Annotated in this window: 21 protein-coding genes; 9 read left to right on the top strand and 12 right to left on the bottom strand. The window is 73.1% G+C overall.

Going from position 1 to position 26475, the window contains the following annotated elements:
- Positions 1-91 precede the first annotated feature (91 nt).
- Positions 92-1072 (bottom strand): alpha-ketoacid dehydrogenase subunit beta, encoded by a 981-nt coding sequence (locus ABZ693_RS15135; RefSeq protein ID WP_359876548.1) that lies wholly within the window; start codon positions 1070-1072, stop codon positions 92-94.
- A 2-nt stretch (positions 1073-1074) separates the two neighbouring features.
- The gene (pdhA, locus tag ABZ693_RS15130; RefSeq protein ID WP_359876547.1) at positions 1075-2346 is read right to left on the bottom strand and encodes a pyruvate dehydrogenase (acetyl-transferring) E1 component subunit alpha; all 1272 of its coding nucleotides are present in this window, start codon (positions 2344-2346) and stop codon (positions 1075-1077) included.
- Between the two features lie 368 nt (positions 2347-2714).
- Between pdhA (ABZ693_RS15130) and ABZ693_RS15125 the strand changes: the two genes are divergently transcribed.
- The 3 genes from ABZ693_RS15125 to ABZ693_RS15115 all read left to right on the top strand — a co-directional run bounded on the left by ABZ693_RS15125 (position 2715) and on the right by ABZ693_RS15115 (position 5105).
- Positions 2715-3374, top strand: coding sequence for a response regulator (locus ABZ693_RS15125; protein WP_359876546.1), 660 nt, complete (start codon positions 2715-2717; stop codon positions 3372-3374).
- 177 nt (positions 3375-3551) lie between these two features.
- Positions 3552-4010 (top strand): pyridoxamine 5'-phosphate oxidase family protein, encoded by a 459-nt coding sequence (locus ABZ693_RS15120; protein ID WP_359876553.1) that lies wholly within the window; start codon positions 3552-3554, stop codon positions 4008-4010.
- A gap of 15 nt (positions 4011-4025) precedes the next feature.
- Positions 4026-5105, top strand: coding sequence for a phosphotransferase (locus tag ABZ693_RS15115; RefSeq protein ID WP_359876545.1), 1080 nt, complete (start codon positions 4026-4028; stop codon positions 5103-5105).
- Positions 5106-5117: 12 nt separating this feature from the next.
- Here ABZ693_RS15115 and ABZ693_RS15110 read toward each other — a convergent pair whose 3' ends face one another.
- A complete protein-coding gene (locus tag ABZ693_RS15110) occupies positions 5118-6812 on the bottom strand; it encodes a protein kinase domain-containing protein (protein WP_359876543.1) in 1695 nt (564 codons plus the stop codon).
- A gap of 357 nt (positions 6813-7169) precedes the next feature.
- Between ABZ693_RS15110 and ABZ693_RS15105 the strand changes: the two genes are divergently transcribed.
- The 5 genes from ABZ693_RS15105 to ABZ693_RS15085 all read left to right on the top strand — a co-directional run bounded on the left by ABZ693_RS15105 (position 7170) and on the right by ABZ693_RS15085 (position 14975).
- Entirely contained in the window at positions 7170-8822 is a 1653-nt protein-coding gene (locus tag ABZ693_RS15105) for a protein kinase domain-containing protein (protein WP_359876541.1), read from the top strand.
- A 921-nt stretch (positions 8823-9743) separates the two neighbouring features.
- Positions 9744-10370, top strand: coding sequence for a PadR family transcriptional regulator (locus ABZ693_RS15100; protein ID WP_359876539.1), 627 nt, complete (start codon positions 9744-9746; stop codon positions 10368-10370).
- A gap of 253 nt (positions 10371-10623) precedes the next feature.
- Positions 10624-11367, top strand: a complete 744-nt coding sequence (locus ABZ693_RS15095) for an ABC transporter ATP-binding protein (RefSeq protein ID WP_359876537.1) — start codon at positions 10624-10626, stop codon at positions 11365-11367.
- Positions 11364-14318, top strand: coding sequence for an ABC transporter permease (locus ABZ693_RS15090; protein WP_359876535.1), 2955 nt, complete (start codon positions 11364-11366; stop codon positions 14316-14318). Before ABZ693_RS15095 ends, ABZ693_RS15090 begins: the two co-directional genes overlap by 4 nt.
- Before the next feature lie 105 nt (positions 14319-14423).
- Positions 14424-14975 (top strand): bacterial proteasome activator family protein, encoded by a 552-nt coding sequence (locus tag ABZ693_RS15085; protein ID WP_359876533.1) that lies wholly within the window; start codon positions 14424-14426, stop codon positions 14973-14975.
- A 158-nt stretch (positions 14976-15133) separates the two neighbouring features.
- Here the strand turns inward: ABZ693_RS15085 and ABZ693_RS15080 are convergent, their stop codons facing one another.
- The 7 genes from ABZ693_RS15080 to pdhA (ABZ693_RS15050) form a co-directional block, all read right to left on the bottom strand.
- The gene (locus tag ABZ693_RS15080) at positions 15134-16117 is read right to left on the bottom strand and encodes an NAD(P)H-quinone oxidoreductase (protein WP_359876531.1); all 984 of its coding nucleotides are present in this window, start codon (positions 16115-16117) and stop codon (positions 15134-15136) included.
- A 108-nt stretch (positions 16118-16225) separates the two neighbouring features.
- Complete coding sequence (locus tag ABZ693_RS15075) at positions 16226-17284, bottom strand: potassium channel family protein (protein ID WP_359876551.1); 1059 nt, start codon at positions 17282-17284, stop codon at positions 16226-16228.
- Positions 17285-17304: 20 nt separating this feature from the next.
- A complete protein-coding gene (locus ABZ693_RS15070; RefSeq protein WP_359876529.1) occupies positions 17305-18684 on the bottom strand; it encodes a molybdopterin molybdotransferase MoeA in 1380 nt (459 codons plus the stop codon).
- A complete protein-coding gene (locus ABZ693_RS15065) occupies positions 18681-19577 on the bottom strand; it encodes a DUF6457 domain-containing protein (RefSeq protein ID WP_359876528.1) in 897 nt (298 codons plus the stop codon). Before ABZ693_RS15065 ends, ABZ693_RS15070 begins: the two co-directional genes overlap by 4 nt.
- 130 nt (positions 19578-19707) lie before the next feature.
- Positions 19708-21084, bottom strand: a complete 1377-nt coding sequence (locus ABZ693_RS15060; RefSeq protein ID WP_359876526.1) for a dihydrolipoamide acetyltransferase family protein — start codon at positions 21082-21084, stop codon at positions 19708-19710.
- Positions 21084-22115 carry an alpha-ketoacid dehydrogenase subunit beta gene (locus ABZ693_RS15055; protein WP_359876524.1) on the bottom strand — a complete coding sequence of 344 codons (1032 nt, stop codon included), beginning with the start codon at positions 22113-22115 and terminating at the stop codon, positions 21084-21086. The genes ABZ693_RS15060 and ABZ693_RS15055 overlap by 1 nt, the downstream gene beginning before the upstream one ends.
- Positions 22115-23275 (bottom strand): pyruvate dehydrogenase (acetyl-transferring) E1 component subunit alpha, encoded by a 1161-nt coding sequence (pdhA, locus tag ABZ693_RS15050; protein WP_359876522.1) that lies wholly within the window; start codon positions 23273-23275, stop codon positions 22115-22117. The genes ABZ693_RS15055 and pdhA (ABZ693_RS15050) overlap by 1 nt, the downstream gene beginning before the upstream one ends.
- Before the next feature lie 400 nt (positions 23276-23675).
- Here pdhA (ABZ693_RS15050) and ABZ693_RS15045 point away from each other — a divergent pair, with 400 nt between their 5' ends.
- A complete protein-coding gene (locus ABZ693_RS15045) occupies positions 23676-24155 on the top strand; it encodes an Lrp/AsnC family transcriptional regulator (RefSeq protein ID WP_359876520.1) in 480 nt (159 codons plus the stop codon).
- A gap of 85 nt (positions 24156-24240) precedes the next feature.
- Here the strand turns inward: ABZ693_RS15045 and ABZ693_RS15040 are convergent, their stop codons facing one another.
- Both ABZ693_RS15040 and ABZ693_RS15035 read right to left on the bottom strand, forming a co-directional pair.
- Positions 24241-24834, bottom strand: coding sequence for a TetR/AcrR family transcriptional regulator (locus tag ABZ693_RS15040; RefSeq protein ID WP_359876518.1), 594 nt, complete (start codon positions 24832-24834; stop codon positions 24241-24243).
- Complete coding sequence (locus tag ABZ693_RS15035; RefSeq protein ID WP_359876516.1) at positions 24831-26441, bottom strand: 3-hydroxyacyl-CoA dehydrogenase; 1611 nt, start codon at positions 26439-26441, stop codon at positions 24831-24833. Before ABZ693_RS15035 ends, ABZ693_RS15040 begins: the two co-directional genes overlap by 4 nt.
- Positions 26442-26475 lie beyond the last annotated feature (34 nt).

The following is a 26475-nucleotide window of genomic DNA, read 5'->3' as shown; positions in this document are numbered from 1 at the left end:
CGGCTTGACGTACCAACTGAGGATCTCGGCCTCGGTCAGGCCCTCGCCCACATCGGGCATCTTGAATTCACGGATCGTCACGATGCTCTCCTCAGTACGCCAGCGAGCGGTCGACGGCGTCGAGCACGCGGTCCAGGCCCGGCAGGTACTCCTCCTCCAGGCGCGCCGGCGGATACGGCGCGTGGTAGCCGCCGACCCGCAGGACCGGAGCCTCCAGGTGGTAGAAGCAGCGCTCGGTGATCCGGGCGGCGATCTCCGCGCCGGAACCGAAGAAGACCGGCGCCTCGTGGACGACGACCAGCCGGCCGGTCTTCTCGACCGACGCCTGGATGGTGTCGAAGTCCAGCGGCGAGACCGACCGCAGGTCGACGACCTCGATCGACTTGCCCTCCTCGGCGGCGGCCGCGGCCGCCTCCAGGCAGGTCTTCACCATCGGCCCGTACGCGACGAGCGTGAGGTCCGTGCCCTCGCGGGCGACCCGGGCCTTGTGCAGCTCGCCGGGGATGGCCTCGGTGTCGAGTTCGCCCTTGTCCCAGTAACGGCGCTTGGGCTCGAAGAAGATCACCGGGTCGTCGCTCTGGATGGCCTGCTGGAGCATCCAGTAGGCGTCCGAAGAGTTCGCCGGGGTGACCACCTTGAGGCCCGCGACGTGCGCGAACAGCGCCTCGGGGGACTCCGAGTGGTGCTCGACCGCGCCGATGCCGCCGCCGTACGGGATACGGATGACGACCGGCATCTTGACCTTGCCGAGCGACCGGGCGTGCATCTTCGCGAGCTGCGTGACGATCTGGTCGTACGCGGGGAAGACGAAACCGTCGAACTGGATCTCCACGACCGGGCGGTAGCCGCGCAGCGCGAGACCGATCGCGGTGCCGACGATGCCGGACTCCGCGAGCGGGGTGTCGATCACCCGGTCCTCGCCGAAGTCCTTCTGCAGACCGTCGGTGATCCGGAAGACGCCGCCGAGCTTGCCGACATCGAGCCCCATGACGATGACCTTGGGGTCGGTCTCCAGGGCCTTGCGCAGCGACTCGTTGAGCGCCTTGGCCAGGGGAAGCTTCTGAACAGCCATGATTACTCGGCCTCTCCGCCCTCGAAGGACGCCTGGTAGGCGGCGTACTGCGCCCGCTCCTCGTCGACCAGCGCGTGCCCGTCCGCGTACACGTTGTCGAACATCGCCATGTGCTCCGGGACGGGCATGGCGCGGACGACCTCGCGGACGCGCTTGCCGAGCGTCTCGCTCTCCGCTTCGAGCTCCTCGAAGAAGGCGGCGTCGGCGTGGCCCTCGCGCTCCAGGTACACCTTGAGGCGCTGGATCGGGTCCTTGGCCTCCCACGCCTCGCGCTCCGCGTCACGGCGGTAGCGGGTCGGGTCGTCGGAGGTGGTGTGAGCGGCCATGCGGTACGTGAACGCCTCGATGAGCGTCGGGCCCTCGCCGCGGCGGGCGCGCTCCAGGGCCGCCCGGGTCACGGCCAGGCAGGCGAGGACGTCGTTGCCGTCCACGCGGATGCCGGGGAAGCCGAAGCCGCGGGCGCGCTGGTACAGCGGGACGCGGGTCTGCTTCTCGGTCGGCTCGGAAATGGCCCACTGGTTGTTCTGGCAGAAGAACACGACCGGGGCGTTGTAGACCGCGGAGAAGACGAACGACTCGTTGACGTCTCCCTGGCTGGAGGCGCCGTCGCCGAAGTACGCGAGCACGGCCGAGTCCGCGCCGTCCTTGGTGATGCCCATGGCGTAGCCGGTGGCGTGCAGGGTCTGCGAGCCGAGGACGATCGTGTACAGGTGGAAATTGTTGGTGTTCGGGTCCCAGCCGCCGTTGTTCACACCGCGGAACATGCCGAGGAGGTTGGTCGGGTCGACCCCGCGACACCACGCGACACCGTGCTCACGGTAGGTGGGGAAGACGTAGTCGTCGTCCCGCAGCGCGCGGCCGGAGCCGATCTGCGCGGCCTCCTGGCCGAGCAGCGAGGCCCACAGGCCCAGCTCGCCCTGCCGCTGCAGCGCGGTGGCCTCGGCGTCGAAACGACGCGTCAGGACCATGTCGCGGTACAGGCCGCGCAGCTCGTCGGCGCTCAGGTCGATGTCGTACTCAGGGTGCTGAACGCGCTCGCCCTCGGGCGTCAGCAGCTGGACGAGCTCGGGCTCGTGGGGCTGCGGGGACGCCTGGGACGGCTTCGCCGCCTGGGCCTTGGCGGTCTGGCCCTTGGCGCGCGTCGTCTTCTTGGCGGCGCTCGCGCTGGCGGTCTTCTTGGTGGTGCTCGCGCTTGCGCTAGCGCCGGCGCTTGCGGTGCGCTTGGTGCCGCTGCTGCGCGTCGCCTTGCGCGCGGCAGTGCTCTCCACGGTCACGTGCGTGCTCCTCCGTCGGTCCGGCCCCCGGGTTCGCCGGTAAGGGCCTGGGGTCCCCCCTATCAAAGGTAGGGGGAGGCTCTCCGCCTCATCCGTTCCCTTCGCACGGGGTGGGTGCGACGGTGGCCGGGGTCGGGCGTGACAGGTGCCCCGGCGAACGCCGTCATAGGCACGTTACCCATCACGCAACAATTCCGCGAAACCCTCGTTGACCTGCGATTTTGCTTGGATTTCCAAGTAAATCGAGAAATTCGGGACTCTTCGCTGGTCAGCGCACTGGACAACGGCCCGACGCCGTCGTCGGAACAACCGGCACGTTATCCCGGGCACCCCGGGCACGGGAAGAGTGAATATGTGAGACTGACTCCGTGCGCGAAGAAGGAAAAATCAGGGTTTTTCTGCTGGATGACCACGAAGTCGTCCGGCGCGGCGTCCACGAGCTGCTCTCCGTGGAGGACGACATCGAGGTCGTCGGCGAGGCCGGCACGGCCGCGGACGCCCTGGTGAGGATTCCCGCGACCCGCCCCGACGTGGCGGTTCTCGACGTCCGGCTGCCGGACGGCAGCGGCGTCGAGGTGTGCCGCGAGGTGCGCTCCCAGGACGACGAGATCAACTGCCTGATGCTCACCTCGTACGCGGACGACGAGGCGCTCTTCGACGCGATCATGGCAGGTGCCTCGGGGTACGTGCTCAAGGCCATCCGCGGCAACGAGCTCCTGAACGCGGTCCGCGACGTCGCCGCCGGCAAGTCGCTGCTCGACCCGGTGGCCACCGCGCGCGTCCTGGAGCGGCTGCGGGACGGCAACAGTCCCAAGCGCGACGACCGGCTCGCCAACCTGACCGAGCAGGAGCGCAAGATCCTGGACCTGATCGGCGAGGGCCTGACCAACCGGGCCATCGGCGAGCGGCTCCACCTCGCGGAGAAGACCATCAAGAACTACGTCTCCAGCCTGCTGTCGAAGCTGGGCATGGAGCGCCGCTCGCAGGCCGCCGCCTTCGTCGCCCGCATGCAGGCCGAGCGCCGCTGACCCGCCGCTGATCCACCGCCGGGTCCCGGCCGGGTCCCGGCCGGGTTCGTCCGGAAGGGCGCGCTCGGGGGCATCGGGCCCGGTTTTCGGGACCTATGTCCCCGTCCATCCGGGGCAGGGGCCCCTTTCCCGACACGATGCTGGTGACGGACAGTGGACCCCATGTCCACCGACCCCATGTCCGCCGAGGAGATCCGCGCCATCGAGCTGCTGCGTCGTGTGTCCTACGGAAGAGTGGCCACGAGCATGCGGGCGATGCCGTTCGTCGCGCCCGCGCGCCACATCGTGACCGAGGGCTGTGTCCTCATCCGCATGCACCGGGGACTCGGCTACCACCGGGCGTGCAACGGCAGCGTCGTCGCGTACGGGGCGGACAACCTCAGCGCCGGCCCCGAGGAGCTGTGGTCCGTCCAGTTCACCGGCACCGCGCGGACCGTCGAGCCGACGGCCGAACAACTGGCGGCTTTCGGCACGACGCCGGACACCGTGGACGGCGAGCCCTACGACCCGGTCTACCTGCGCATCGACCCGCAGTTCGTCACCCTGCACACGATCGACTACCCGCACACGGCGGCCGGATCCGACCCCTCCGCGACCGCCGATCCCGCCGAGCGACAGCTCCACCACGTAGCGTGATCTAACATCTGCGGAGTGCCGCGCTCATCTGTACCTCCGGCCACCCCCGTGGCCGCCGCCCCGGCCCCGCCCGTCGGCGCCCTGCTGCGCCGTTACGCGGACGCGGGCGAGCCGCTGTCCTGCGAACCCGTCGCCCAGGGCCTGCTCAACCGCGGCTACCGGCTGGCCACCACCCGCGGCCACTACTTCCTCAAGCAGCACCTCGACGCCCCCACCGCCGACCGGGACACCATCGCCCGCCAGCACCGGGCCACCGAGCGGCTGCACGCCCTCGGGCTGCCGGTCGCGCCGCCGCTGCCCGACGCCGCCGGCCGTACGGTCGCCGTCATCGGCGGCCACTGCTATGCCCTGCACCCCTGGATCGACGGCCGGCACCGCGACGGCGCCCAGCTGTGCACCGCCGGGTCACGGCGCCTCGGCGCTCTCCTCGGACGTGTCCACACCGGCCTGGAACGGGTCATGGGCGCCCCCGTCCCGGCCCGGCGGACGGCAGGTTCCGGCCACACGCCGGAGACCGGGGCCGGGCACGAGAGCGCGCGGCCCGAGGACACGTTCCTGCTGATCGACGACCTGCTCCGGCTCGTCCGGAGCCGCCCCGCCCGCGACAGCTTCGACGAACTGGCCGAACACCGGCTCCGCGAGCGGCGGGTGCTGCTCGCCGCGCACGCCCACCGCCGCCCGCCGGCCCCCGCCGCGACCGGCTGGGTGCACGGCGACTTCCATCCCCTCAACCTGCTCTACCGGGGCGCCGAACCCGCCGCGATCGTCGACTGGGACCGGCTGGACGTCCGCCCGCGCGCCGAGGAGGCCGTCCGGGCCGCCGCGATCTTCTTCGTCCGGCCCACGGGGGAGCTGGCGCTCGACAAAGTACGGGCATATGCCAGGGCGTACCGGCGCGCGACGGGCGCGGACGGCGCCGAACTGGCCACGGCGGTCGACCGGGTGTGGTGGGAGCGCCTGAACGACTTCTGGACCCTGCGCTGGCGCTACCAGCTGGACGACCGAAGGGCCGACCCGCTGTTTCCGGCGGTGTCGGCCCTGGTGGTGTGGTGGACGCGCGCGTACCCGGCGGTGCGCGACGCGTTCACGGACTAGCTGATCGGCTGCTTACGAGGGGGTGCCGCCCGCGCCGCCCGCTCCGGCCGAGGCGCCCGTCGAGGTACCCGTACCGGACGTAGTGCCCGTCGAGGTACCCGTACCGGACGACGTGCCCGTGGACGTCCCCGTACCGGACGAAGTGCCCGTCGAGGTGCCCGTACCGGAGGACGAGCCCGACGAGGAGCCGGTCGGGCCGCCGTCGCCGGTGCCCTCCGAGGTCCCCTCGCTGGTGCCCTCGCTCGCGCCCGTGCCACCGTCCGTCGAGGTCGTCGGCGGCGCGGTCGGCTCCTGGGTGGCCGGCGGCGCGGTCGTCGGGCGGTGCGACGGCCGGTAGGTCGGCTTCTGCCAGGACCCCTGACCGCCGTTCGACGAGGAGTCACCGGTGGTGCCCGAATCGGTCGACGGCTCGTCCGAGGGCTCGGTCGACGGGTCGTCCTTGCCCGGACTCGGCTTCTCGCTGCTGGCCGGCGGCTTGGTGTTGCCGTCGTCGGCCGGCTTGTCGGGCTGCATCGCGTACGCGACACCCGCGATGATCGCGATCAGCGCGAGCGCCACGAACAGCGCCAGCTTGCCGCGCCCGCCTCCCGGGCGTCCGCCCTGGTGACCGTAGCCGTCGGCCGGCACGTACCCGCCGGCCGCACCGTCGTCCCGGTTCATCGGCGGCAGGATCGGACCCTGCGCGGTCTCGTAGTGCGGCGGGTGCGCCATCGCCGTCGTCGCGGCGACGCCGCCGACCGGGGTGTGCGCGGTCTCGTGGGCCATGACCGGGCCGGTGCTCCACTGCCCCGTGTGACTGCCCATGTCCTGGAGCATCTGGATGCCGTACTGGACCAGGCCGCGCATCTCCTCGGCGCTCTGGAACCGGTCGTCCGGGTCCTTGGCGAGCGCGCGCATGGCGAGGCCGTCCAGCTCCGGCGGCGACCCGGGGGCCACCTCGGACGGCGGGATCGGGGTGTCCTGGACGTGCTGGTAGACCACCGACAGCGGCGTCTCGCCGGTGAACGGGGGCCGCAGCGCGAGCAGTTCGTAGAGCAGACAGCCCGTCGCGTACAGGTCGGAGCGGTGGTCGACGGCCTTGCCGAGCGCCTGCTCCGGGGAGAGGTACTGCGGCGTGCCCATGACCATGCCGGTCTGCGTCATCGTCGACTGCGCGCCGTGCAGGGCGCGGGCGATGCCGAAGTCCATGACCTTGACGGCGCCGGAGTTGGTGATGATGACGTTGGCCGGCTTGATGTCCCGGTGCACGATGCCGTGCTGGTGGGAGTAGGCCAGCGCCTCCAGGACACCGGAGACGATGATCAGGGCCTGCTCGGGACCGGGCGCCTCGGCGCTGATCAGCAGGTCGCGGATGGTGCGGCCCTCGACCAGTTCCATGACGATGTACGGGACGGACTGGTCGCCGACGACGTCCTCGCCCGAGTCGTACACGGCCACGATCGCATGGTGGTTGAGACCCGCGACCGACTGCGCCTCGCGCGTGAAGCGGGCCTTGGAGACGGGATCCTCGGCGAGGTCGGCGCGCAGCAGCTTCACGGCGACCGTGCGCCCGAGCCGGACGTCTTCAGCCGCGAACACCTCGGCCATGCCACCACGGCCCAGCCGGTGGGTCAGCCGGTAACGGCCGTCGCCGACGACGCCGCCGACGCCCCAGGACTCGGCCGCCGCGTCCGGCACACCGCCGCCTGATCCGGATTCGGATGCCATCAGTCCTCGCCGTCGGTCGTCTGTCGTGCCGTGTCCAGTCGTCACGCTACAGGCTCCGCACGACATCACGGTCCGCGATGGACCGGCCATCCAACTAGGGGAACGTACGCCTGTGCAAATCCGGTGGCGTCCGCTCGCCACCGGGCCCGTGCGGCCCCGAACCGCACCGTCACCCTTCGCCGGTTGCCGCCGCACGCAGTGTCACGGTACGAGAACGGAACAGGCACCGAACCCGTATCGAACCGGCACCGACCCGGCACGGAGCCGGTGCCGAGCTTGACGTGACACCGGCCTCGGGCAGACTTGGCCAGGAAAATCCGGATCAGCGCCGCCACGCGCGCGTAGGGGGAAGCACAGATGAGCCAGGACGGCGCACAGGGCCGCTATGCGGGCGGTTCGGTCGCGGGTGGCCGTTATCAGCTGCGCGACCTGCTCGGCGAAGGCGGCATGGCGTCGGTGTATCTGGCGTACGACAGCGCCCTCGACCGCCAGGTCGCGATCAAGACCCTGCACACCGAACTCGGCCGCGAGCAGTCCTTCCGCGAACGTTTCCGCCGGGAGGCGCAGGCGGTCGCGAAGCTGTCGCACACCAACATCGTCTCGGTCTTCGACACCGGCGAGGACGCCCTCGACGGCGCCCTCATGCCGTACATCGTCATGGAGTACGTGGAGGGGCAGCCGCTCGGCTCCGTACTCGCCGCGGACGTCCGGCAGTTCGGGGCGATGCCCGCCGACAAGGCGCTGAAGGTCACCGCCGACGTGCTCGCGGCGCTGGACACCAGTCACGAGATGGGCCTGGTGCACCGGGACATCAAGCCGGGCAACGTGATGATGACCAAGCGCGGCGTCGTCAAGGTCATGGACTTCGGCATCGCCCGCGCCATGCAGTCCGGCGTCACCTCGATGACCCAGACCGGCATGGTCGTCGGCACCCCCCAGTACCTCTCCCCCGAGCAGGCCCTGGGCCGCGCCGTGGACGCCCGCTCCGACCTCTACTCGGTCGGCATCATGCTGTTCCAGCTGCTGACGGGCCGGCTGCCGTTCGACGCCGACTCGCCGCTCGCCATCGCCTACGCGCACGTCCAGGAGGAGCCGGTCGCGCCCTCCACGGTCAACCGTTCGGTGAGCCCGGCGATGGACGCGCTGGTGTCCCGCGCCCTGAAGAAGAACCCGAACGAGCGTTTCCCCAGCGCCTCCGCCATGCGCGACGAGTGCCTGCGGGTGCTCGGCGCCGGGCAGACCGGCGCGCCGGTGATCGTCGCGGGCGGCCCGGTCAGCAGCGGCGCGGGCGTCGGCTCGGCGGTCTTCCCGCCGGTCGGCCAGACCGCGCCGCAGGCCGCGCACGGGGTGCAGACGCCGTACCCGGCGCCGATGCCGCACACCCCGCAGCCCGGCCCGTACGGGGTGCCGACCCCGGCGCCCGGACCCGCGCCGTACGGCTACCCGCAGCCCGGCCCGGCGCCGGCCCCGGCGTACCGGACCCCGGCCCCCGCGCCCGTCTACCAGGCACCGCCGCCGGCTCCCGCGCCCGCGCCGTACCCGATGCAGCAGAACGCCGGTCCGGCGGGCGGCGGGAACCGGACGAACAAGCTCGCGCTCGGGGTGATCGGCCTGCTGGTCGTCGCCGGTGTGATCACGGGCATCTCGCTCGTCAACCGGGACCCGGCGGACCCGCCGGCCGCCGACCCGAGCCAGAGCGCGAGCAGCGCGCCCGGCCACCGGGGACCGGACCTCACCAAGACCATCAGCACCAAGAAGTGCACCGAGCCGAGCGAGTCGAGCTCGGACCCGGACAAGTTCGTGGTCCCGGACCTCACCTACAAGAACATCCAGTCGGTGAAGGACTGCCTCCAGGCCGCCGGGTGGAAGGTCAAAGCGGAGACGTCCTTCGACGAGAACACCTACGGGCAGGGCACGGTCATCACCCAGTACCCGCGTCAGGGCACGGAGATCGCCGAGGACGACGCCCAGTTCACGCTCGAGGTGTCCACGGGCAACCCGGCGCAGTAACGGCCCGCGGAACTCCGGGTGGGGTTCCGCAGGGGCGGGGCCCCGGCCGGACCCGCACCGGGTGCCCGCTTCCTCCCGTCATGTGACGCTGAGTCCACCGACTCGGCGACTCCGGACGGGAGGGGCTCCTCCGTGGCTCCAGGACCACCACGCCCCCGCGCGCGCACGTTCGCGCCCGTCCTCGCCTGCTGCCTGGTGACGGGCGCGACGCAGTTCGTGGTGCCGGTGGTCACGACAGTCGCGGCATTTGCCCAACCGGCCGACGAGTCGGGTGAGTCGAGTGGGTCGGTTGAGTCGAGGGACCGGCGGGAGGTCACGCCGGGCACCTCATTCGCGCATATGCCGGGCCGCGGGGACCGTGCGGAGGAGACAGAACATACGGAGGAGGCGGACCGTACCGCGGACGGCCCCTCCGACGCTCCCGCCCCCAGCCCGACTCCCGCCCTGGCCGGCAACTCCGCGGGCGAGGGCCGCCCGCGCCCCGGCCGGGGCGCCCCCGAGTCGCCCGTCCCGGTCCCTTCCCCGGCCCCCGCTCGTACCGAAACGGCAACAGAACCGGAGCCGGAGGCGCCCCGGAAGGCCCCCGAAGAGGCCGATTCGGGGCCCGCCGAGGACACCGGAGCGGCACCTGAGACGGACGCCCCGGCCGCCGAACCCTCGCGCGCGGAGCCGCCGGCCGCCACTCCGCACCGCCGCACCGAGGCCGCCCCCGACCTGTCGGAACGCCGGATTCCCGTACTCACGCTGGGCATCGGGCTGGCCCTGGTCGGGCTCGGCATCGGCTTCCTCGGGCTGCGGATGCGGCGCCGCTGAGCCCGCCCCGCCTCGTCGTTCCCGCCGCGGGTCCCCCTTGAGTCGGACCCGCCGGATCCGCCCTGAGCCGACTTGGCAAGGACGACATACTCGGTATACATACTGAGTATGTCGATCCGCCACGGGCTGCTCGCCCTCCTCGAACACGGCCCCCGCTACGGCTCGCAGCTCCGTACGGAGTTCGAGTCCCGCACGGGCTCCACCTGGCCGCTCAACGTGGGCCAGGTGTACACGACCCTCAACCGCCTGGAGCGGGACGGCATGGTCGTGCAGGACGGCGAGGACGAGGGCGGTCACGCGCTCTACGCCATCACCGAGGCGGGCCACGCCGAACTGCGCACCTGGTTCGAGAAGCCCGTGGACCGGACCAGCCCGGCCCGTGACGAGCTGTCCATCAAGCTCGCCATGGCGGTCGGGATGCCCGGGGTCGACATCCGCGACGTCATCCAGTCCCAGCGCCGGCACACCGTGCAGGCCATGCAGGACTACACCCGCCTCAAGGCACAGGCGATCACCGCCGTCGAGAAGAACGGGGCACAGGCCCGTGACGACGTCGCCTGGCTGCTCGTCCTGGAGCAGCTGATCTTCCAGACCGAGGCCGAGACCCGCTGGCTCGACCACTGCGAGTCCCGCCTCATCCGCCTCTCGGCGGCCGTGACCGCGGAACCTCCCGCGACACCCCCGGAGCCCGCCGCCCGGCCCCGGTTCCGGACCGGCTCCGCCCGGCGGCGCTGAGCTCCACCCCGCACCACCCCGGCCGTACGCGGAGCCGCGCCCGCGCGCCCCGCGCCCGTACGACGTCCGAGAGACCTCCCCAGGGCGTCCGTACGACCCCCGTACGGCACAGGACCGCTTCAGACCATCGGCACCACCGCACCACCCCGAACCACACCGCACCACCCGACCCATCCAGACCGTGCGCCCGGCACCGTCGGCGGCCGTCGCTCCACCCGGCCGTCCCGCAGGCGTACCCCGAGGGGGATTTCCCATGTCCGTACCCCAGCGGCACGAGCCCGTGCTGCGCCTGCAGAACCTGACCCGCGTCCACGGCTCGGGCGCCACCGAGGTGCACGCCCTGCGCGGCGTCGACCTCGACCTTCACCCCGGCGAACTCGTCGCCGTCATGGGCCCGTCCGGCTCCGGCAAGTCCACGCTGCTGACCATCGCCGGCGGCCTGGACAAGCCCACCTCCGGCCACGTGATCATCGAGGGCACCGACATCACCACCGCGGGCCCCAAGCGGCTCGCCGCGCTGCGCCGCCGCAGCATCGGCTACGTCTTCCAGGACTACAACCTCATACCGGCGCTCACCGCCGCCGAGAACGTCGCCCTGCCCCGCGAGCTCGACGGCGTCTCCGCCCGCAAGGCCCGCGTCGAAGCCCTCGCCGCACTCGAGGAGATGGAACTCGGCCACCTCGCCGACCGCTTCCCCGACGAGATGTCCGGCGGTCAGCAGCAGCGGATCGCCATCGCCCGCGCCCTGGTCGGCGACCGCCGCCTCGTCCTGTCCGACGAGCCCACCGGCGCGCTCGACTCCGAGACCGGCGAGTCCGTGCTCGCCCTGCTGCGCGCGCGCTGCGACGCCGGCGCGGCCGGCATCCTGGTCACCCACGAGCCGCGGTTCGCCGCCTGGGCCGACCGGGTCGTGTTCCTGCGGGACGGCTCCGTCGTCGACCAGACCGTACGCAGCGAGGCCGACTCGCTCCTGGCAGGCGGGACGACGCACCCGTGAGGACCTGGTTCCACTCCTGGCGTGCCGCGATCCGCATCGCCCGCCGCGACGCCTGGCGGTCCAAGGGCCGCAGCCTTCTCGTCCTCTCGATGATCGCGCTGCCGATCCTCGGAGTGAGCGCCTTCGACCTGACGTTCCGCAGCTCCGAACTCACCCGCGCGCAGGAACTCCGGCGCACCATCGGCGCCGCCGACGCCCGTTTCGAGGACGCGAACGTCGAGGGCCTGCCGATCCTCCAGGATCCGCAGGGCGACCAGAGCGACACCGTCGAGGACTTCACCAAAGGGAACAAGCCCTGGCCCAACGGCCCGACGGATGTGAGCAAGACCCTTCCGGCCGGCGCCACCGTCCTCACCGACAGCTCCGGCCCGGCCAAGCTGACCACCACGTACGGGCTGCTCACGACCGAGGTCCGGGAGCTGAAGGCCGCCGACCCGATGGCCGCCGGCATCATGACGCTGCTCGACGGCCGCTTCCCCGAGAAGACGGACGAGGTCGCCGCGACCAGCGGGTTCCTGGAGAGCAGCGGGCTCACCGTCGGCTCCACCCTCACCGCGCGCGGCTTCGACCGCGAGTACCGGATCACCGGCTCGTACGAACTGCCCAGCGACCTCAAGTCCACGCAGATCAACGCCCTGCCCGGCGCCTTCCTCAAGCCGTACGGCGAGGCCCTGGGGAAGGCCGGCCTCTCGGCGTCCGATCCCACCACCACCTACCTGGTCAAGAAGGCCGGCGGTTTCACGTGGGACATGGTCCAGAAGATCAACACCAAGGGCGTGAAGGTCGTCGCGCGCGACGTGGCCCTGAACCCGCCGCCGGACTCCGAAGTCCCGCTGTTCCAGAGCCCCAACTATTACGACTACCGGGCCAACGCCTCCCTCAGGGCGGCCGAACTGGTGCCCGTCTTCACCATCGTCGGCCTGGCGATGCTGGAGATCTGCCTGCTCGCCGGCCCCGCCTTCGCGGTCGGCGCCCGCCGCTCCCGCCGCCAGCTCGGCCTGGTCGGCGCCAACGGCGGCGCCCGCAGCCACATCCGGGCCATCGTGCTCAGCGGCGGCCTCGTCATCGGCGTCGCCGCGGCGATCGCCGGCACCGTCCTCGCGCTGGCCCTGACCTTCACCCTCCGGCCGCTCCTGGAGCAGTACATGGGGCAGCGGTTCGGCAGCTTCACCATCCGGCCGCTCGAACTGCTCGCGATCGCCGGAATCGCCGTCCTGACCGGCCTGCTCTCCGCGATCGTGCCCGCCGTCACCGCCTCCCGGCAGACCGTCCTGGCCTCGCTCACCGGCCGCCGCGGCGTGCGCCGCGGCAGCCGGGTGCTGCCCCTCGTCGGCCTCGCCGCCCTGCTCCTCGGCGGCACGCTCGCCATCTACGGCGCGATCGCCAGCGACCAGAGCATCATCGTCGCGGGCGGCTCGGCCCTCGCCGAGCTGGGCATCGTCGCGATGACCCCCGCCCTCGTCGGTCTCTTCGGCCGCACCGGCCGCTGGCTGCCGCTCTCGCCGCGACTCGCGCTGCGCGACGCCGTCCGCAACCGGGGCCGTACGGCGCCGGCCGTGGCCGCCGTGCTGGCCGCCGTCGCGGGCACCGTCGCCGTCGCCACGTACGCGACGAGCCAGGACGCCGACAACCAGGCCACGTACAAGCCCGACCTGCCGTACGGCGCCGTCTCCGTGTTCGTCATGGACGAGGGCGGCCGGGACGCGGCCACCGCGGTCGAGGCCATCGACCGCAACCTGCCCATCGACGTCCGCAGCGACGTCTCGCGCGTCAACGTCGGCCGGCTCGGCTGCTCCCCCTGGGGGGAGGAGGAGGGCTGCGGCTCGTACGAGGTGATCGTCCCGCCCGCCAACCAGTGCCCCCTGTGGATGTCGTCGAACGACGACGACTCCGACCCCGCCGCCAAGTTCTCCAGGGCGCAGCGGCGTGAACTCGCCAAGGACTGGCGCTGTGACACGCAGGACCGGGGCGGCTCCGTGCCCGTCGAGGGCGGGCTGCTGGTCGCCGACGCCTCGCTCCTGAAGGTGCTCGGGATCACCGACCCGGGGGCCGCGCGGGCGCTGGCGGAGGGGAAGTACGTCAGCTTCGACCCGACGCTGGTCGTGAAGGACGCCAAGGGCGCCAAGGACGGGAAGAGCGCGAACGCCGCCGCGGCCACCGGCGCGAAGGGCGTCGCGAAGGCCGGTGACGTCGGCACGGTGAGCGTCAAGCTCATCACCGACAACAAGGCCGCCGCGCGCGCCGCCGAGCTGCGCAAGGAGTACCCGGGCGAGGTGAAGACCTTCACCGCCTACGAGGTTCCCGGCTCCCCGAACGCGTACGGCGTCCGCGGTCTGATCAGCCCCGAGGCCGTCAAGGCCGCCGGGATGGGCACCGCCCCGCTCGGCGCGTACTTCACCACCGACCGGCTGCCCAGCGGCGAGCAGCAGCAGAAGCTCGACGCCGAGCTGGCCAAGCTCGGCGACACGGTCGACTACACGCTGGAGCGCGGTTACGTCAGCCGGTACGGCATCGTGCTGCTCGCGCTGACCCTGTTCGCCGGCCTGGTCACCATCGGTGCCGCGGGCATCGCCACCGGTCTCTCCCAGGCCGACGCGGAAGCCGACCTGAAGACGCTGGCCGCCGTCGGCGCCCCGCCGCGCGTCCGCCGCACGCTGAGCGGTTTCCAGTGCGGTGTCGTCGCCGCCATGGGCGTGGTGCTCGGCTCGGTCTCGGGTGTGCTGCCCGCGATCGGCCTCCGGCTCGCCGAGGAACGCCAGCAGCGGACGTACTACGAGGAAAGCCTCGACCGGGGCTGGGGCACCATGCAGGACAGCCCGCCGGACCTGGCCATCGTCATCCCATGGGAGACCCTCGGTGCGCTCCTGGTGCTCGTGCCGCTCGGCGCGGCCCTGCTCGCGGCCCTGGTGACCCGCTCCCGGGGTGCGCTGGCCCGCCGCGCCGTGCACTGACGCACCGCGCCGAAACCATGCCGGCCGTGCCCCGTAAGGAGGGCGGATCACTCTCCTTACGGGGCACACCGTGTGGTGACGCATGGGTGCGAGAGAATGGGCGGCATGGAGATGCCGAGGAATGACAGGTCGCAGGAGAGCCCCCAGGTCCTCGTCGTGGGCCAGGACGGGATGGCGCTCGGCGGCACGCCAGGTGACGACGAATCCCGTGAGGTGCCGGTGACGGACATGGTCGAGCAGCCCGCGAAGGTCATGCGCATCGGCAGCATGATCAAGCAGCTGCTGGAAGAGGTCAGGGCGGCACCTCTCGACGAGGCCAGCCGCGTCCGGCTCAAGGAGATCCACGCCAGCTCGGTCAAGGAGCTGGAGGACGGGCTCGCCCCGGAACTGGTGGAGGAACTGGAGCGGCTGTCGCTGCCCTTCACCGACGAGGCCATTCCGTCCGACGCGGAACTGCGGATCGCGCAGGCCCAGTTGGTGGGCTGGCTGGAAGGGCTGTTCCACGGCATCCAGACGGCGCTGTTCGCCCAGCAGATGGCGGCCCGCGCCCAGCTGGAGCAGATGCGCCGGGCACTGCCGCCGGGCGCGCCGCACGACGACGAGGGCCCGGGCGGGCCGACGCACGGCCGGGCGGTCGGTTCCGGCCCGTATCTGTAGGACGGCTCGGGGTTCATCGGTTTCCGGTGGGCCTGTGCCGTACGGGAAGGGGCCCGGTCCCCGCGGTGAACATGCCGCGGGGGCCGGGCCCCTTTCGTTGTGCCTCGTCAGGCCCTCGGCCTGCCCTCGCCGAGCCTGACGAGGGCAGGACGGGCTCGTCAGGCCTGGGCCAACAGCAGCACCTTGCCGATGTGGGCGCTGGCCTCGACGGCGCGGTGGCCCTCCGCCGCGTCCGCCATCGGCAGGGTGCGGTCCACGACCGGGCCGACCGTGCCCGCCTCGACCAGCGGCCACACGTGCTCGCGGACGGCGGCGACGACGGCCGCCTTCTCGTCCAGCGGGCGGGCGCGCAGCGTGGTCGCCAGGACGGCGGCGCGCTTGGCCATCAGGGCACCCAGGTTCAACTCGCCCTTGGCGCCGCCCTGGAGGCCGATGACGACCAGCCGGCCGTTGACGGCGAGGGCCTTGACGTTCCGGTCCAGGTACTTGGCGCCGACGATGTCCAGGATGACGTCCGCGCCCGCCCCGTCCGTCGCCTCGCGCAGTTCCTCGACGAAGTCCTGCTCGCGGTAGTCGATGAGGATGTCGGCGCCCAGTTCGGCGCAGCGGGCCAGCTTCTCCTGACTGCCGGCGGTGACCGCGACCCGGGCGCCGACCGCCTTGGCCAGCTGGATCGCCATGGTGCCGATGCCGCTCGCGCCGCCGTGCACGAGCAGCGTCTCGCCCGGCCGGAGGTGGGCCAGCATGAAGATGTTCGACCACACCGTGCAGGCGACCTCGGGCAGCGCCGCGGCCGTCACCAGGTCGACGTTGGCCGGACGGGGCAGCAGCTGCCCGGCCGGGACGGCGACCTTCTGGGCGTATCCGCCGCCGACGAGCAGCGCGCACACCTCGTCGCCGACTGCCCACCCCGAGACGCCGGGGCCGAGCGCGGCGATCCGGCCGGAGCACTCCAGACCGGGGTACGGGGAGCTGCCCGGCGGCGGATCGTAGAAGCCCTGACGCTGGAGCAGATCGGCTCGGTTGACGGCGCTCGCCACCACCTCGACGAGGACCTCGCCCTCGGCGGGGACGGGATCGGGGACCTCGGCCCAGACCAACGCCTCGGGCCCGCCGGGTTGGGGAATCGTGATCGCATGCATGGCGGCGAGGCTACTCCCGGGACGTACGTCGGGGCGGGCCGGACGTCGGGGGCGGGCCGGAGAGTCCCGGCCCGCGCCCGATGTCCGTCTTGTGCCTTGGGCCCGCCGTCAGTCCTGGTCGGGCGTGGTGAGCGGGGTGACGGGCGCGGCGCGCACGATCGTGATGACCCGGTCGGTCAGCTGGAGCGGGCTGGCGGCGGGGTCGTCGTACCCGAGCAGCCGGTGGCCGCGCAGCACGCTCACCACCAGGTCCTTGGTCTCCCGGACGCTCTTGCCGGCCTCGGCCTTGGTCACCGGCCGCTCGACGAGGTCGAGTCCGGAACCCTGCTGGATGAGGTCCTCCATCACCGTGCCCGCGCTGGGGCTGAGGACGGAGAGGCCGAGGAGCCGGCCGGCGGCGCTCGCGCTGGTGATCACGGCGTCGGCGCCGGACTGGCGCAGCAGCGGCGCGTTCTCCTCCTCGCGGACCGCGGCGACGATCTTCGCGCCCTTGTTGAGCTGGCGGGCCGTCAGGGTGACCAGCACGGCGGTGTCGTCGCGCTGGGTGGCGATGACGATCTGACGGGCCTTCTGCACCTCGGCGCGGAGCAGCACGTCGCTGCGGGTCGCGTCGCCGATGACGCCCACGAACCCGTCGGCGTTGGCCGCCTCGATGACCTTGCTGGACGGGTCGACGATGACGATGTGGTCCTTGCGCAGCCCGGTCGCGCACAGCGTCTGGATCGCCGAGCGCCCCTTGGTCCCGAATCCGACGATGACGGTGTGGTCACGCAAGGTGGCCCTCCAGCGGTGGAGCCGGAACTCCTCCCGGGTCCGCTCCGTGAGGACCTCGAGAGTGGTGCCGACCAGGATGATCAGGAACAGCACGCGCAGCGGCGTGACCAGCAGGATGTTCGCGAGGCGCGCGGAATCGCTGTACGGGACGATGTCGCCGTACCCGGTGGTGGAGAGGGTGACGGTCGCGTAGTAGGCGGCGTCGAGGAAGTCGAGCGACTCGTCGGCGTTGTCGTGGTAGCCCCCGCGGTCGGCGTAGACGATGAGGATCGTCACGAACAGCACGCCTATGGCCATCAGCAGACGCTTGGCGACCTGGCGCAGCGGCCGTTCGACCTCCCGCCGGGGCAGCTTGACCCTCGGGGCGGTCTTCTCGTCCGCCTGCCGGGCCATGATGTCGCGGCTGGGCAGTTTCACGTGAAACACACTCCTTGGCCCGTGGCCGGGGCCGTCCAGGGAAGGTCGAGTACATCGAGCGCCTGCCCGGGCCGGGCCCCGCCGGGCGGGACCACGGCCATGCCGTCGGCGGTGGCGATGCCGCGGAGCATCGCGGGCCCGGAGTAGCGCAGCGGCACGGCCGCGCCGTCGCGGTCGAGGACGGGGACCAGCCGGGTGTCCTGCGGATGACCCTGGATCCCGTCGCGTACGGGGACGCTGAACGGCTCCGAGCCCGCGGCGGGGTGGCCGGCGAGGGCACGCAGCAGCGGCTCGGCGAGCGTGAGCAGCCCGGAGACGGCGGCGAGCGGATTGCCGGGCAGACCGACGAGGTACCGGTCCGCCGGATCACCGAGCGCGGCGAGCAGCATGGGGTGGCCGGGGCGGACCCGGACACCGTCGACGAGCAGGGTGGCGCCGGCCTTGGCCAGGACCGGGTGGACGTGGTCGACGGGCCCGGACGCGGTGCCGCCGGTGGTGACCACCACGTCGGCGGCGGAGCCGGTGACCGCCCGGTACAGCTCCTCGGCGTCGTCGCCGATCCGGCGGACGCCGAGAACGTCGGCGCCGAGCGCGCGCAGCCAGGGGTCGAGCAGCGGGCCGAGCGCGTCGCGGATCAGGCCCTCGTGGGGGAGTCCGGAGGTCAGCAGCTCGTCGCCGAGGACCAGGACCTCCACGCGGGGGCGCGGATACGTGGTCAGCTCGTCGTAGCCGGCCGCGGCGGCGAGACCGAGGACGGCGGGGGTCACCAGGCTGCCGGCGGGCATCAGCCGGTCGCCGGACCGGCACTCCTGGCCCCGGGGCCGGATGTCCTGGCCCTGGACGACCTCGCGCCGGGCGTGCAGCTGACCGGCCGCGTCGGTACGGGAGTGCTCGGCGCGGACGACGGCGGTCGCCCCGGCCGGCACCCGGGCGCCGGTCGCGATCCGGACGGCGTGGCCGTCGGCGAGTTCGGCGGTGGTGGCGTGGCCGGCGAGGACCGAACCCTCGGGACCCTCGGGGGCGGTGCGCCAGGGGCCGGGACCGGCGACCGCCCAGCCGTCCATCGCGGAGGTGTCGAAGGAGGGCAGGTCGGTGAGCGCGCGCAACGGCTCGGCCAGGACCCGGCCGAGGGCCTGCCCGAGCGGTACGGGCACGGGGCGGCGGGTCGCGGCCGCGGTCGTCCCGGCCCGCGCGGCGGCGGCCCGGGCCTCGGGCCACGCGGTGCCGTGCCGGTGGCCCGGGGACGTCTGCGGGGGCGGGACGGCGGGGCCGCTCGCGGGGTCCTGACCGGCCGGGCCGGCCGGCCGGGGACGGCGGCCGACGAGCGCGAGGGCCTCGTCCATGCCGTCGTCGGACCCGCGTTCGTCGCTGGTCATCCGGCGTCGTCCTGCTCGGCGGCCCAGCGCTGGGCGAGCGCGGCGGCCTTGCGGGCCGCCTCCGCGACGGCCTCGGGGCCACCTTCGGCCCGCCCCGCCGCGTAGCCGACCAGGAAGGTGGTCAGCGGCGCCGCCGGACGCGCGACACCGTGCGCGGCGTCGCGGGCGAGGTCGAGCAGCACGGCCGTGTCGACGTCCAGGTCGATGCCCAGTTCGTCCTTGACTGCGGTGATCCATTCGTTCAGCACGTGCCCATGCTCCCTGATGCGTGTGCGGGCCGTCGCGACGTCCCCCCAGGTGTCACAGTCGAAGGACGCGTCGAACGGTCCGGAGTGCCCCGGAGCGGGCGGGACGGGCACGACGCGCAGGGCCTCGGTCACCCTGCGCAGCGGAAGACCGTCCAGGGTGCCGCCGTGCTCCGCGGCGGCCCGGGTGAGGGCTCGCCGCAGCGGTTCGGTCCGGTAGGCCGCGACCAGCGGCTGGTGCCGCCCGTCGGTGTCGACCCCGAGGGCCGCCTCGGCGTCCGGTGCCGCGTCCAGTGCCCCGGCCAGCCGGCGCGCGGTGTCGGCGTCGAAGAACGGCAGATCGGCGGAGAGGACGAGCGCGAGGGGAGCGGGGGGAGCACCGTCGGTGGGGAGGGACGCGAGGCGGCGCAGGCCGGCGTCGAGCGCGGCGACGGGGCCGCCGCCGGGTGGATCCTCCCGGGCCCACGCGACGGGGCGGGAGGTGGCGCGGGGCGCGGCGACGACGACGGTGCGTCCGGCGTCGCGGCAGCCCGCGAGGACCCGGTCGAGCAGGGGACGTCCCCCGACCCGTACGGCTGGCTTGTCGACCCCGCCGAGCCGCCGGGCGGAGCCCCCGGCCAACACGACGGCGTCATATGCGGTCGTCACCCCAGCAGTATGCGCGCCCCCTTGAACGGTCCGGGGCCCGGCGTGAGGTTGGGCCCCGGACAAGGCCGCCAGGCACCATGGGGCCCCGTGCCCCGGCTGGTGTGAGCTCCCGGCGGAGTCCTTGTGGCGGTCAGAGTGTGCGCAGCAGCACCGCCGGGTTCTCGACGCAGTCCGCGACGTAGCGGAGGAAGCCGCCGGCCGTGCCGCCGTCGCAGACCCGGTGGTCGAAGGTGAGCGAGAGCTGCACCACCTGGCGTACCGCCAGCTCGCCCTCGTACACCCACGGCTTGGGAATGATCCGGCCGACGCCGAGCATGGCCGCCTCGGGGTGGTTGATGATCGGCGTGGAGCCGTCGACCCCGAACACCCCGTAGTTGTTGAGCGTGAACGTGCCGCCGGTCAGGTCCGCCGGGGTCAGCGACCCCTGCCGGGCCACCTCGGTCAGCCGGGCGAACTCGGCGGACAGCGACTCGGCGCTGCGCCCGCCCGCGTCCTTCACCACGGGCACGACCAGACCGCGCTCGGTCTGGGCCGCGAACCCGAGGTGCACGGACGGCAGCCGGACGATCTCCCGCGCGGCCGTGTCGACGGTGGCGTTGAGCTCGGGGAAACGGCTCAGCGCGTGGACGCAGATCTTGGCGAGCAGCGCGAGGACGGAGATCTTCGGTCCGCCCGCCGCGTTCATCCGCGCCCGCGCGGTCATCAGCTCGGTCGCGTCGGCGTCCACCCAGCAGGTGGCGTCCGGGATCTCGGTACGGCTGCGCGTCAGCTTGTCGGCGACGGCACCGCGCACCCCGCGCAGCGGGATCCGCTCCCCCGCGGCGACCGCCGGGGCGGCCGGGGTGGCCGGGGCGGGGGCGGTGACGGCCGGGGCGGGCCGCTCCCGTACGGCGAGTGCCGTCTCCACGTCGGACCGCAGGATCAGCCCCTCGGGGCCGGTGCCGCGCACCTCGCGCAGGTCGAGTCCCCGGTCCCGGGCGAGCTTGCGCACCAGCGGCGAGATGACGGCCACGGGGCCCTTCGGCGCCACCGGAACGGCGGGGGCGACCGGCGCGGGCGCCGGCAGGGTGACCGTCGCGGCGGCCGGGTTCTCGCGGCGGACCCGGCGGCGCCGGGCGGCGGGCCCGGTGGTGCCGTAGCCGACGAGCACATTGCCCGAGTACTCAGAAGACACGGCGGAGGCCGCGGCCTCCGCGGACACGGAGGCGGACACGGAGGCGGTCGCGGGGGCGGTCGTCTTCACCGGCTCGGGCTCCGCCGCACCGCCGACGGCGACGGTCAGCAGCGGTGCGCCGACCGGCAGTTCGGTCCCCTCCTCGCCGAAGCGGGCGGTGACGACGCCCCCGTACGGGCAGGGCACCTCCACCATCGCCTTGGCCGTCTCGACCTCGACGACCGGCTGGTCGATGACGACGACGTCGCCGACGTCGACCAGCCAGCGCACGATCTCGGCCTCGGTGAGGCCCTCGCCGAGGTCGGGCAGCTTGAACTCCAGGACCTGCGCCATCAGCTCTGCGCCTCCCACTGGAGCCGCGCGACCGCGTCCAGGATCCGGTCCACGCCCGGCAGGTGGTGCCGCTCCAGCATCGGCGGCGGATACGGGATGTCGAAGCCGGCCACGCGCAGCACCGGCGCCTCCAGGTGGTGGAAGCAGCGCTCGGTGATCCGGGCGGCGATCTCGGCGCCCGGACCGGCGAATCCGGTCGACTCGTGCACGACGACGGCCCGGCCGGTGCGCCGCACGGACGCGCACACCGTCTCCTCGTCGAAGGGCACGAGCGAGCGCAGGTCGACGACCTCCAGGTCCCAGCCCTCGGCCGCGGCGGCCTCGGCGGCCTCCAGGCACACCGGCAGGGACGGCCCGTAGGTGACGAGGGTGGCACTGGTGCCGGGACGGCGCACCACGGCCTTGCCGATCGGCTCGACGGCGGCCGGCGCCTCGGGCGACCAGTCGGACTTCGACCAGTACAGCCGCTTGGGCTCCAGGAAGACCACCGGGTCGTCGGAGGCGATGGCGGCCCGCAGCAGCCCATAGGCGTCCTCGACGGTCGCCGGGGTGACGACGTGCAGGCCCGGGGTGGCCATGTAGTAGATCTCGGAGGAGTCGCTGTGATGCTCGACGCCGCCGATCCCGCCCCCGTAGGGGATACGGACGACGAGCGGCATCGGCATGGTGCCGCGGGTGCGGTTGCGCATCCGCGAGACATGGCTGACGAGCTGCTCGAACGCCGGGTAGGCGAACGCGTCGAACTGCATCTCCACGACCGGCCGCAGCCCGTACATGGCCATGCCGACGGCCGCGCCGAGGATGCCCGCCTCGGCCAGCGGCGTGTCGGTGCAGCGGTCCTCGCCGAACTCCTTCGCGAGCCCGTCGGTGACCCGGAAGACGCCGCCGAGGGTGCCGACGTCCTCGCCCATGACGTGGACCGTGGGGTCCTCGGCCATGGCGTCGCGCATGGCCCGCTGGAGGGCCTGCGCCATGGTGGCCGGCTTGGCCGCGGCCTTCGCGGCCGGCCGTGCGGTCGTGTGCGTGGTCATCACGCCTCGCTCTCGGCGTCGAGCTCCGCCCGCAGCTGTGCCGCCTGCTCGCGCAGCTGCGCGGTCTTCTCGGCGTACACATGGGCGAACAGGTCCATCGGGTCCAGGACGGGGTCGGCGTTCATCCGCTCGCGCAGCCGCGCCGCCATCTCCTCGGCGTCCTCGGCGGCCGCGCGGCGGCCGTCCTCGTCGAGGATTCCGCGCTCGGTCAGCTCGCGCTCCAGGATCACGATCGGGTCGTGCGCCCGCCACGTCTCGACCTCGGCGTCGCCGCGGTAGCGGGTCGCGTCGTCGGCGTTGGTGTGGGCGTCGATCCGGTAGGTGACGGCCTCGACGAGGGTGGGCCCGCCGCCGCGCCGGGCGCGGGTGACGGCCTCGGTGAGCACCTGGTGGACGGCGACCGCGTCGTTGCCGTCGACGAGCCGGCCCGGCATCCCGTATCCGACGGCCTTGTGGGCGAGGGACGGGGCGGCGGTCTGCTTGGCGAGCGGGACGGAGATCGCGAAGCCGTTGTTCTGGACGAGGAAGACCACGGGGGCCTGCCAGACGGCGGCGAAGTTCAGCGCCTCGTGGAAGTCGCCCTCGCTGGTGCCGCCGTCGCCGACCATGGCGAGCGCGACGACGTCGTCGCCCTTCAGCCGGGCGGCGTGGGCGAGGCCCACGGCGTGCGGGAGCTGGGTGGCGAGCGGGGTGCTGAGCGGCGCTATGCGGTGCTCGTGCGGGTCGTAGCCGGTGTGCCAGTCGCCGCGCAGCAGGGTCAGGGCCTCGACGGGGTCGAGGCCGCGGGCGACGGCGGCGAGCGTGTCGCGGTACGAGGGGAAGAGCCAGTCCCGCTCCTCCAGGGCCAGCGCGGCGGCGACCTCGCACGCCTCCTGGCCGGTGGTGGAGGGGTAGACGGCGAGCCGGCCCTGCTTGGTCAGGGCGGTGGCCTGCGCGTTGTACCGGCGGCCGCGGATCAGCTCGGCGTAGAGGCGGCGCAGCAGCGCGGGGTCCGCGTCGGCCACCGCGTCCGTGCCGAGCACGCGGACCGGCTCCGCGTCCGGCAGCAGCGGGGCGGGGTCGGTACGGGGCTGCCAGGCCGGGGGCGGGGTGAGCCGGTAGTCACGGGCGGCACCGGGGGGCTCTTGGACTGTCGAACTGCGCTGTTGCAACGAGTCCACCTCCTCGTGGGAGCGGGCATAAGACCCGAGGGCGGGCGGCGCGCGATGTGGCGCGCCTCACCTACCGATTGTTCGGTCGTGGAGGCATTTTGGCTACAGGCACCTCCAGCCTGTGGACAAACGGTTCTCCACAGCCTGGGATGGGTGCAGGGCGTCCACGGGAGAGAGGCGGGGGGACATGGCGGATGAACAAATGGCCGGGGCCATACGGGGTACGGATGACACACGCCTGAACACATCCCCCGACACCGCCCTCCCCGCGCCGGCCGGCGCGGGATCCGGCACCGGCACAGGGACCTCGTCAGGAACTCCGTCCACCGCTCCTCCCGGGCCCGCGACCACCGCTCCCTCCGGGCCCGCGCCCGGCGTTCCCTCGGGGGCTCCGTCCGGTCCTGCCGTCATGGTCACCCCGCCGGGCCCGGCCCGCCCGCTGGACACCATCGACCGCGCGATCCTGCGGCTGCTCCAGGCCGACGGCCGCGCCTCGGTCCGCTCCGTCGCCGAGCGGGTGCACGTCTCACGCGCCAACGCGTACGCGCGCATCAACCGGCTCATCGACGACGGCGTGATCCGCGGCTTCGGCGCCCGCGTCGACTACGAGCGGGCGGGGCACGGCGCCTCCGCCTACATCACCCTCAAGATCGTCCAGAACTCGTGGCGGACCGTCCGCGAACAGCTCCAGGCCCTGCCGGGCGCCGCGCACATCGCGCTGGTCAGCGGCGACTTCGACGTCCTGCTGCTGGTGCACACCCCGGACAACCGGACCCTGCGCGAGCTGGTGCTCACCCGGCTCCAGTCCATGCCCGAGGTCCTGTCGACCCGCACCCTGCTGGTCTTCGAGGAGACCGACCTGGACCCGGACCCCGGCCACGGCGACTGAGCCCCGCCCCGGCGCACGACAGCCCGCCCGGAACGGATCCGGGCGGGCTGTCGGGGCTACGAGAAGGGGCTGCCGGTCATGTGGCTCAGCGGGCGGTCCTCAGCCCGTCGAAGGCCATCCGTACGACGGTGTCCGCCAGCTGGTCCCGCTCCGCCGGGGAGTCGTGGTGCGGCCGGTACCACTCCACCAGCGAGTTGATCATCCCGAAGAGCAGCCGGGTGGCGAGCCGGATGTCCACGTCCGCGCGCAGGTCACCGTCGGCGGCCGCCGCCTTCAGCAGCTCGGCCACCCGGTGGTCGAACTCGCGGCGCCGCTCCATCGCCCACCGCTCGGTCGTGGTGTTGCCCCGCACGCGCAGCAGCAGCGTCACGTACGGCAGTTCGTCTATCAGCACCTCGACGGTGCGCCGGGTCACGTACTCGACCCGCTCGACGGCCCGGCCCCGGCCCGCGGCCGGCTCGGCGAGGACGGCGAACAGCCCGTCGAGCGCCCGGCTGACGGCCCGCCGCAGCAGCTCCTCCTTGCCGGACACATGGTGGTAGATCGACGACTTGGAGATGCCCGCCGCCTTGGACAGGTGCTCCATGGACGTGCCGTCGTAGCCACGCTCGTTGAAGACCTGGACGGCGACCGAGAGCAGCGTCTCGGGGGTGTACGTGTCGCGTCGCGCGGTGGTCATGACTGCTCCTCCGCACCCTCGTCGAAGCCCCGCCGCGCGAGGGCGAGCGAGGGCGCGTAGCGTCCGGTCGGGTAACGGTCGTGCAGCGCGCCGAGCAGGTCGCATACGCGCCTGTGCCCGATGCGCGCCGCCCACTCCAGTGGGCCCGCCGGGTAGTTGACGCCCAGTCGCATCGCCGTGTCCACGTCCTCGGCGGTGGCGACCCGCCGGTCCACGGCGTCGGCGGCGAGGTCGGCGAGCATCGCGACCGTACGGGCCACGATCATGCCCGGCACGTCGCCGATCACGGAGACCTTCTTGCCCAGTGCCTGGAAGAGCCCCACGGCCTCCGCGAGGATGTCGGGATCCATCCCCTCGCGGGCCGACAGGACGATCCGGCTCGCCGCCGCGTAGTCGAGCGCCAGGTCGAAGGAGACGACGTCGTCCTTGCGGTACTCGAAGGACGTCTCGCCGTCCGCGAGGCCGAGCCTGGCCCCTCCGGGCAGTTCGACGTACCCGTCCCCGGTGGTGCGCCGCACCGTGATCCCGGCGGCCTCGAACAGCTCCACCAGCGGCTCGGCGGGTCCGAGCGACCCTCGCACCGTGACCCGCGCGGGCGCCTCGGCGGGCGGCGCGGTGTGCGGCTCGGGGCGCTCGGCGCCCTCCGCGTACGGGAACCAGCCGTGCCCCGACTTGCGGCCGAGCCGGCCCGACTCGACGAGCCGCCGCTGCGCGAGCGAGGGCGTGAACTTGGGGTCCTGGAAGAAGGATTCCCACACCGAGCGGGTCACGGCCTCGTTGACGTCCTGGCCGATGAGGTCGGTCAGCTCGAAGGGACCCATCTTGAAGCCGCCGGACTCGCGCAGCGCCGCGTCGATCGTGGCCGGGTCGGCGCCGCCCTCCTCGAAGACGCGCAGCGCCTCGGCGTAGAAGGGGCGGGCGATCCGGTTCACGATGAAGCCCGGGGTGTCCGCGCAGCGCACCGGCGTCTTGCCCCAGCCTCGCATCGTCTCGTACGCGCGCGTGGCGGTGTCCGGGTCGGTGGCGTGGCCGCTGACGACCTCGACGAGCGGCAGCAGCGGGGCCGGGTTGAAGAAATGCAGGCCGACGAACCGGCTGGGGCGGCGCAGGCCGCCCGCGATGGCGGTGACGGAGAGGGAGGAGGTGTTGGTGGCGAGCACCGTGTCGTCGCCGACGACCTTCTCCAGGTCCGCGAAGAGCCCCTGCTTGACGTCGAGCCGTTCGACGATCGCCTCGACGACCAGGGCGGCGTCCGCGAGACCGGCGAGTTCGGCGGCCGGGTGCAGCCGGTCGAGTGCCGCGTCGCGCTCCGCCGCGCCGAGCCGGCCCTTGGCGACCAGCCGCTCCAGCCGGCCGGCGACGGCGGCCACGGCCTCCTCCGCCCGACCGGGCGCACTGTCGTACAGACGTACGGAATGACCGGCGGTCAGGGCGACCTGGGCGATGCCCTGGCCCATGGTGCCCGTACCGACCACGGCGACCGTACTGCCAGGTGAAAGGCCCGGCGCGGCGCCGGAGTCCACGCGCGGGCCGGTGTCCGGGGCGAGAGGTCCGGCTCCGTCGGCCGGCGCCGCGTCGCTCCCCTGGACCGTCGTGTTGGCGCTCATAGGAGTGATCCTCCCCGATGGGTTTTCCACAGGA

Origin of the sequence: Streptomyces laurentii, assembly GCF_040635425.1 — a bacterium.
Taxonomy (GTDB): domain Bacteria; phylum Actinomycetota; class Actinomycetes; order Streptomycetales; family Streptomycetaceae; genus Streptomyces; species Streptomyces laurentii.
This window is presented reverse-complemented; position numbering and strand designations above follow the sequence as displayed.

Coding starts and splice junctions, on each gene's coding strand:
- ABZ693_RS15135 (WP_359876548.1), bottom strand. CDS start 1,072: ATGGCTGTTCAGAAGCTTCCCCTGGCCAAGGCGCTCAACGAGTCGCTG.
- ABZ693_RS15120 (WP_359876553.1), top strand. CDS start 3,552: ATGTCCGCCGAGGAGATCCGCGCCATCGAGCTGCTGCGTCGTGTGTCC.
- ABZ693_RS15110 (WP_359876543.1), bottom strand. CDS start 6,812: ATGGCATCCGAATCCGGATCAGGCGGCGGTGTGCCGGACGCGGCGGCC.
- ABZ693_RS15105 (WP_359876541.1), top strand. CDS start 7,170: ATGAGCCAGGACGGCGCACAGGGCCGCTATGCGGGCGGTTCGGTCGCG.
- ABZ693_RS15100 (WP_359876539.1), top strand. CDS start 9,744: ATGTCGATCCGCCACGGGCTGCTCGCCCTCCTCGAACACGGCCCCCGC.
- ABZ693_RS15095 (WP_359876537.1), top strand. CDS start 10,624: ATGTCCGTACCCCAGCGGCACGAGCCCGTGCTGCGCCTGCAGAACCTG.
- ABZ693_RS15085 (WP_359876533.1), top strand. CDS start 14,424: ATGGAGATGCCGAGGAATGACAGGTCGCAGGAGAGCCCCCAGGTCCTC.
- ABZ693_RS15080 (WP_359876531.1), bottom strand. CDS start 16,117: ATGCATGCGATCACGATTCCCCAACCCGGCGGGCCCGAGGCGTTGGTC.
- ABZ693_RS15075 (WP_359876551.1), bottom strand. CDS start 17,284: ATGGCCCGGCAGGCGGACGAGAAGACCGCCCCGAGGGTCAAGCTGCCC.
- ABZ693_RS15070 (WP_359876529.1), bottom strand. CDS start 18,684: ATGACCAGCGACGAACGCGGGTCCGACGACGGCATGGACGAGGCCCTC.
- ABZ693_RS15060 (WP_359876526.1), bottom strand. CDS start 21,084: ATGGCGCAGGTCCTGGAGTTCAAGCTGCCCGACCTCGGCGAGGGCCTC.
- ABZ693_RS15055 (WP_359876524.1), bottom strand. CDS start 22,115: ATGACCACGCACACGACCGCACGGCCGGCCGCGAAGGCCGCGGCCAAG.
- ABZ693_RS15045 (WP_359876520.1), top strand. CDS start 23,676: ATGGTCACCCCGCCGGGCCCGGCCCGCCCGCTGGACACCATCGACCGC.
- ABZ693_RS15040 (WP_359876518.1), bottom strand. CDS start 24,834: ATGACCACCGCGCGACGCGACACGTACACCCCCGAGACGCTGCTCTCG.
- ABZ693_RS15035 (WP_359876516.1), bottom strand. CDS start 26,441: ATGAGCGCCAACACGACGGTCCAGGGGAGCGACGCGGCGCCGGCCGAC.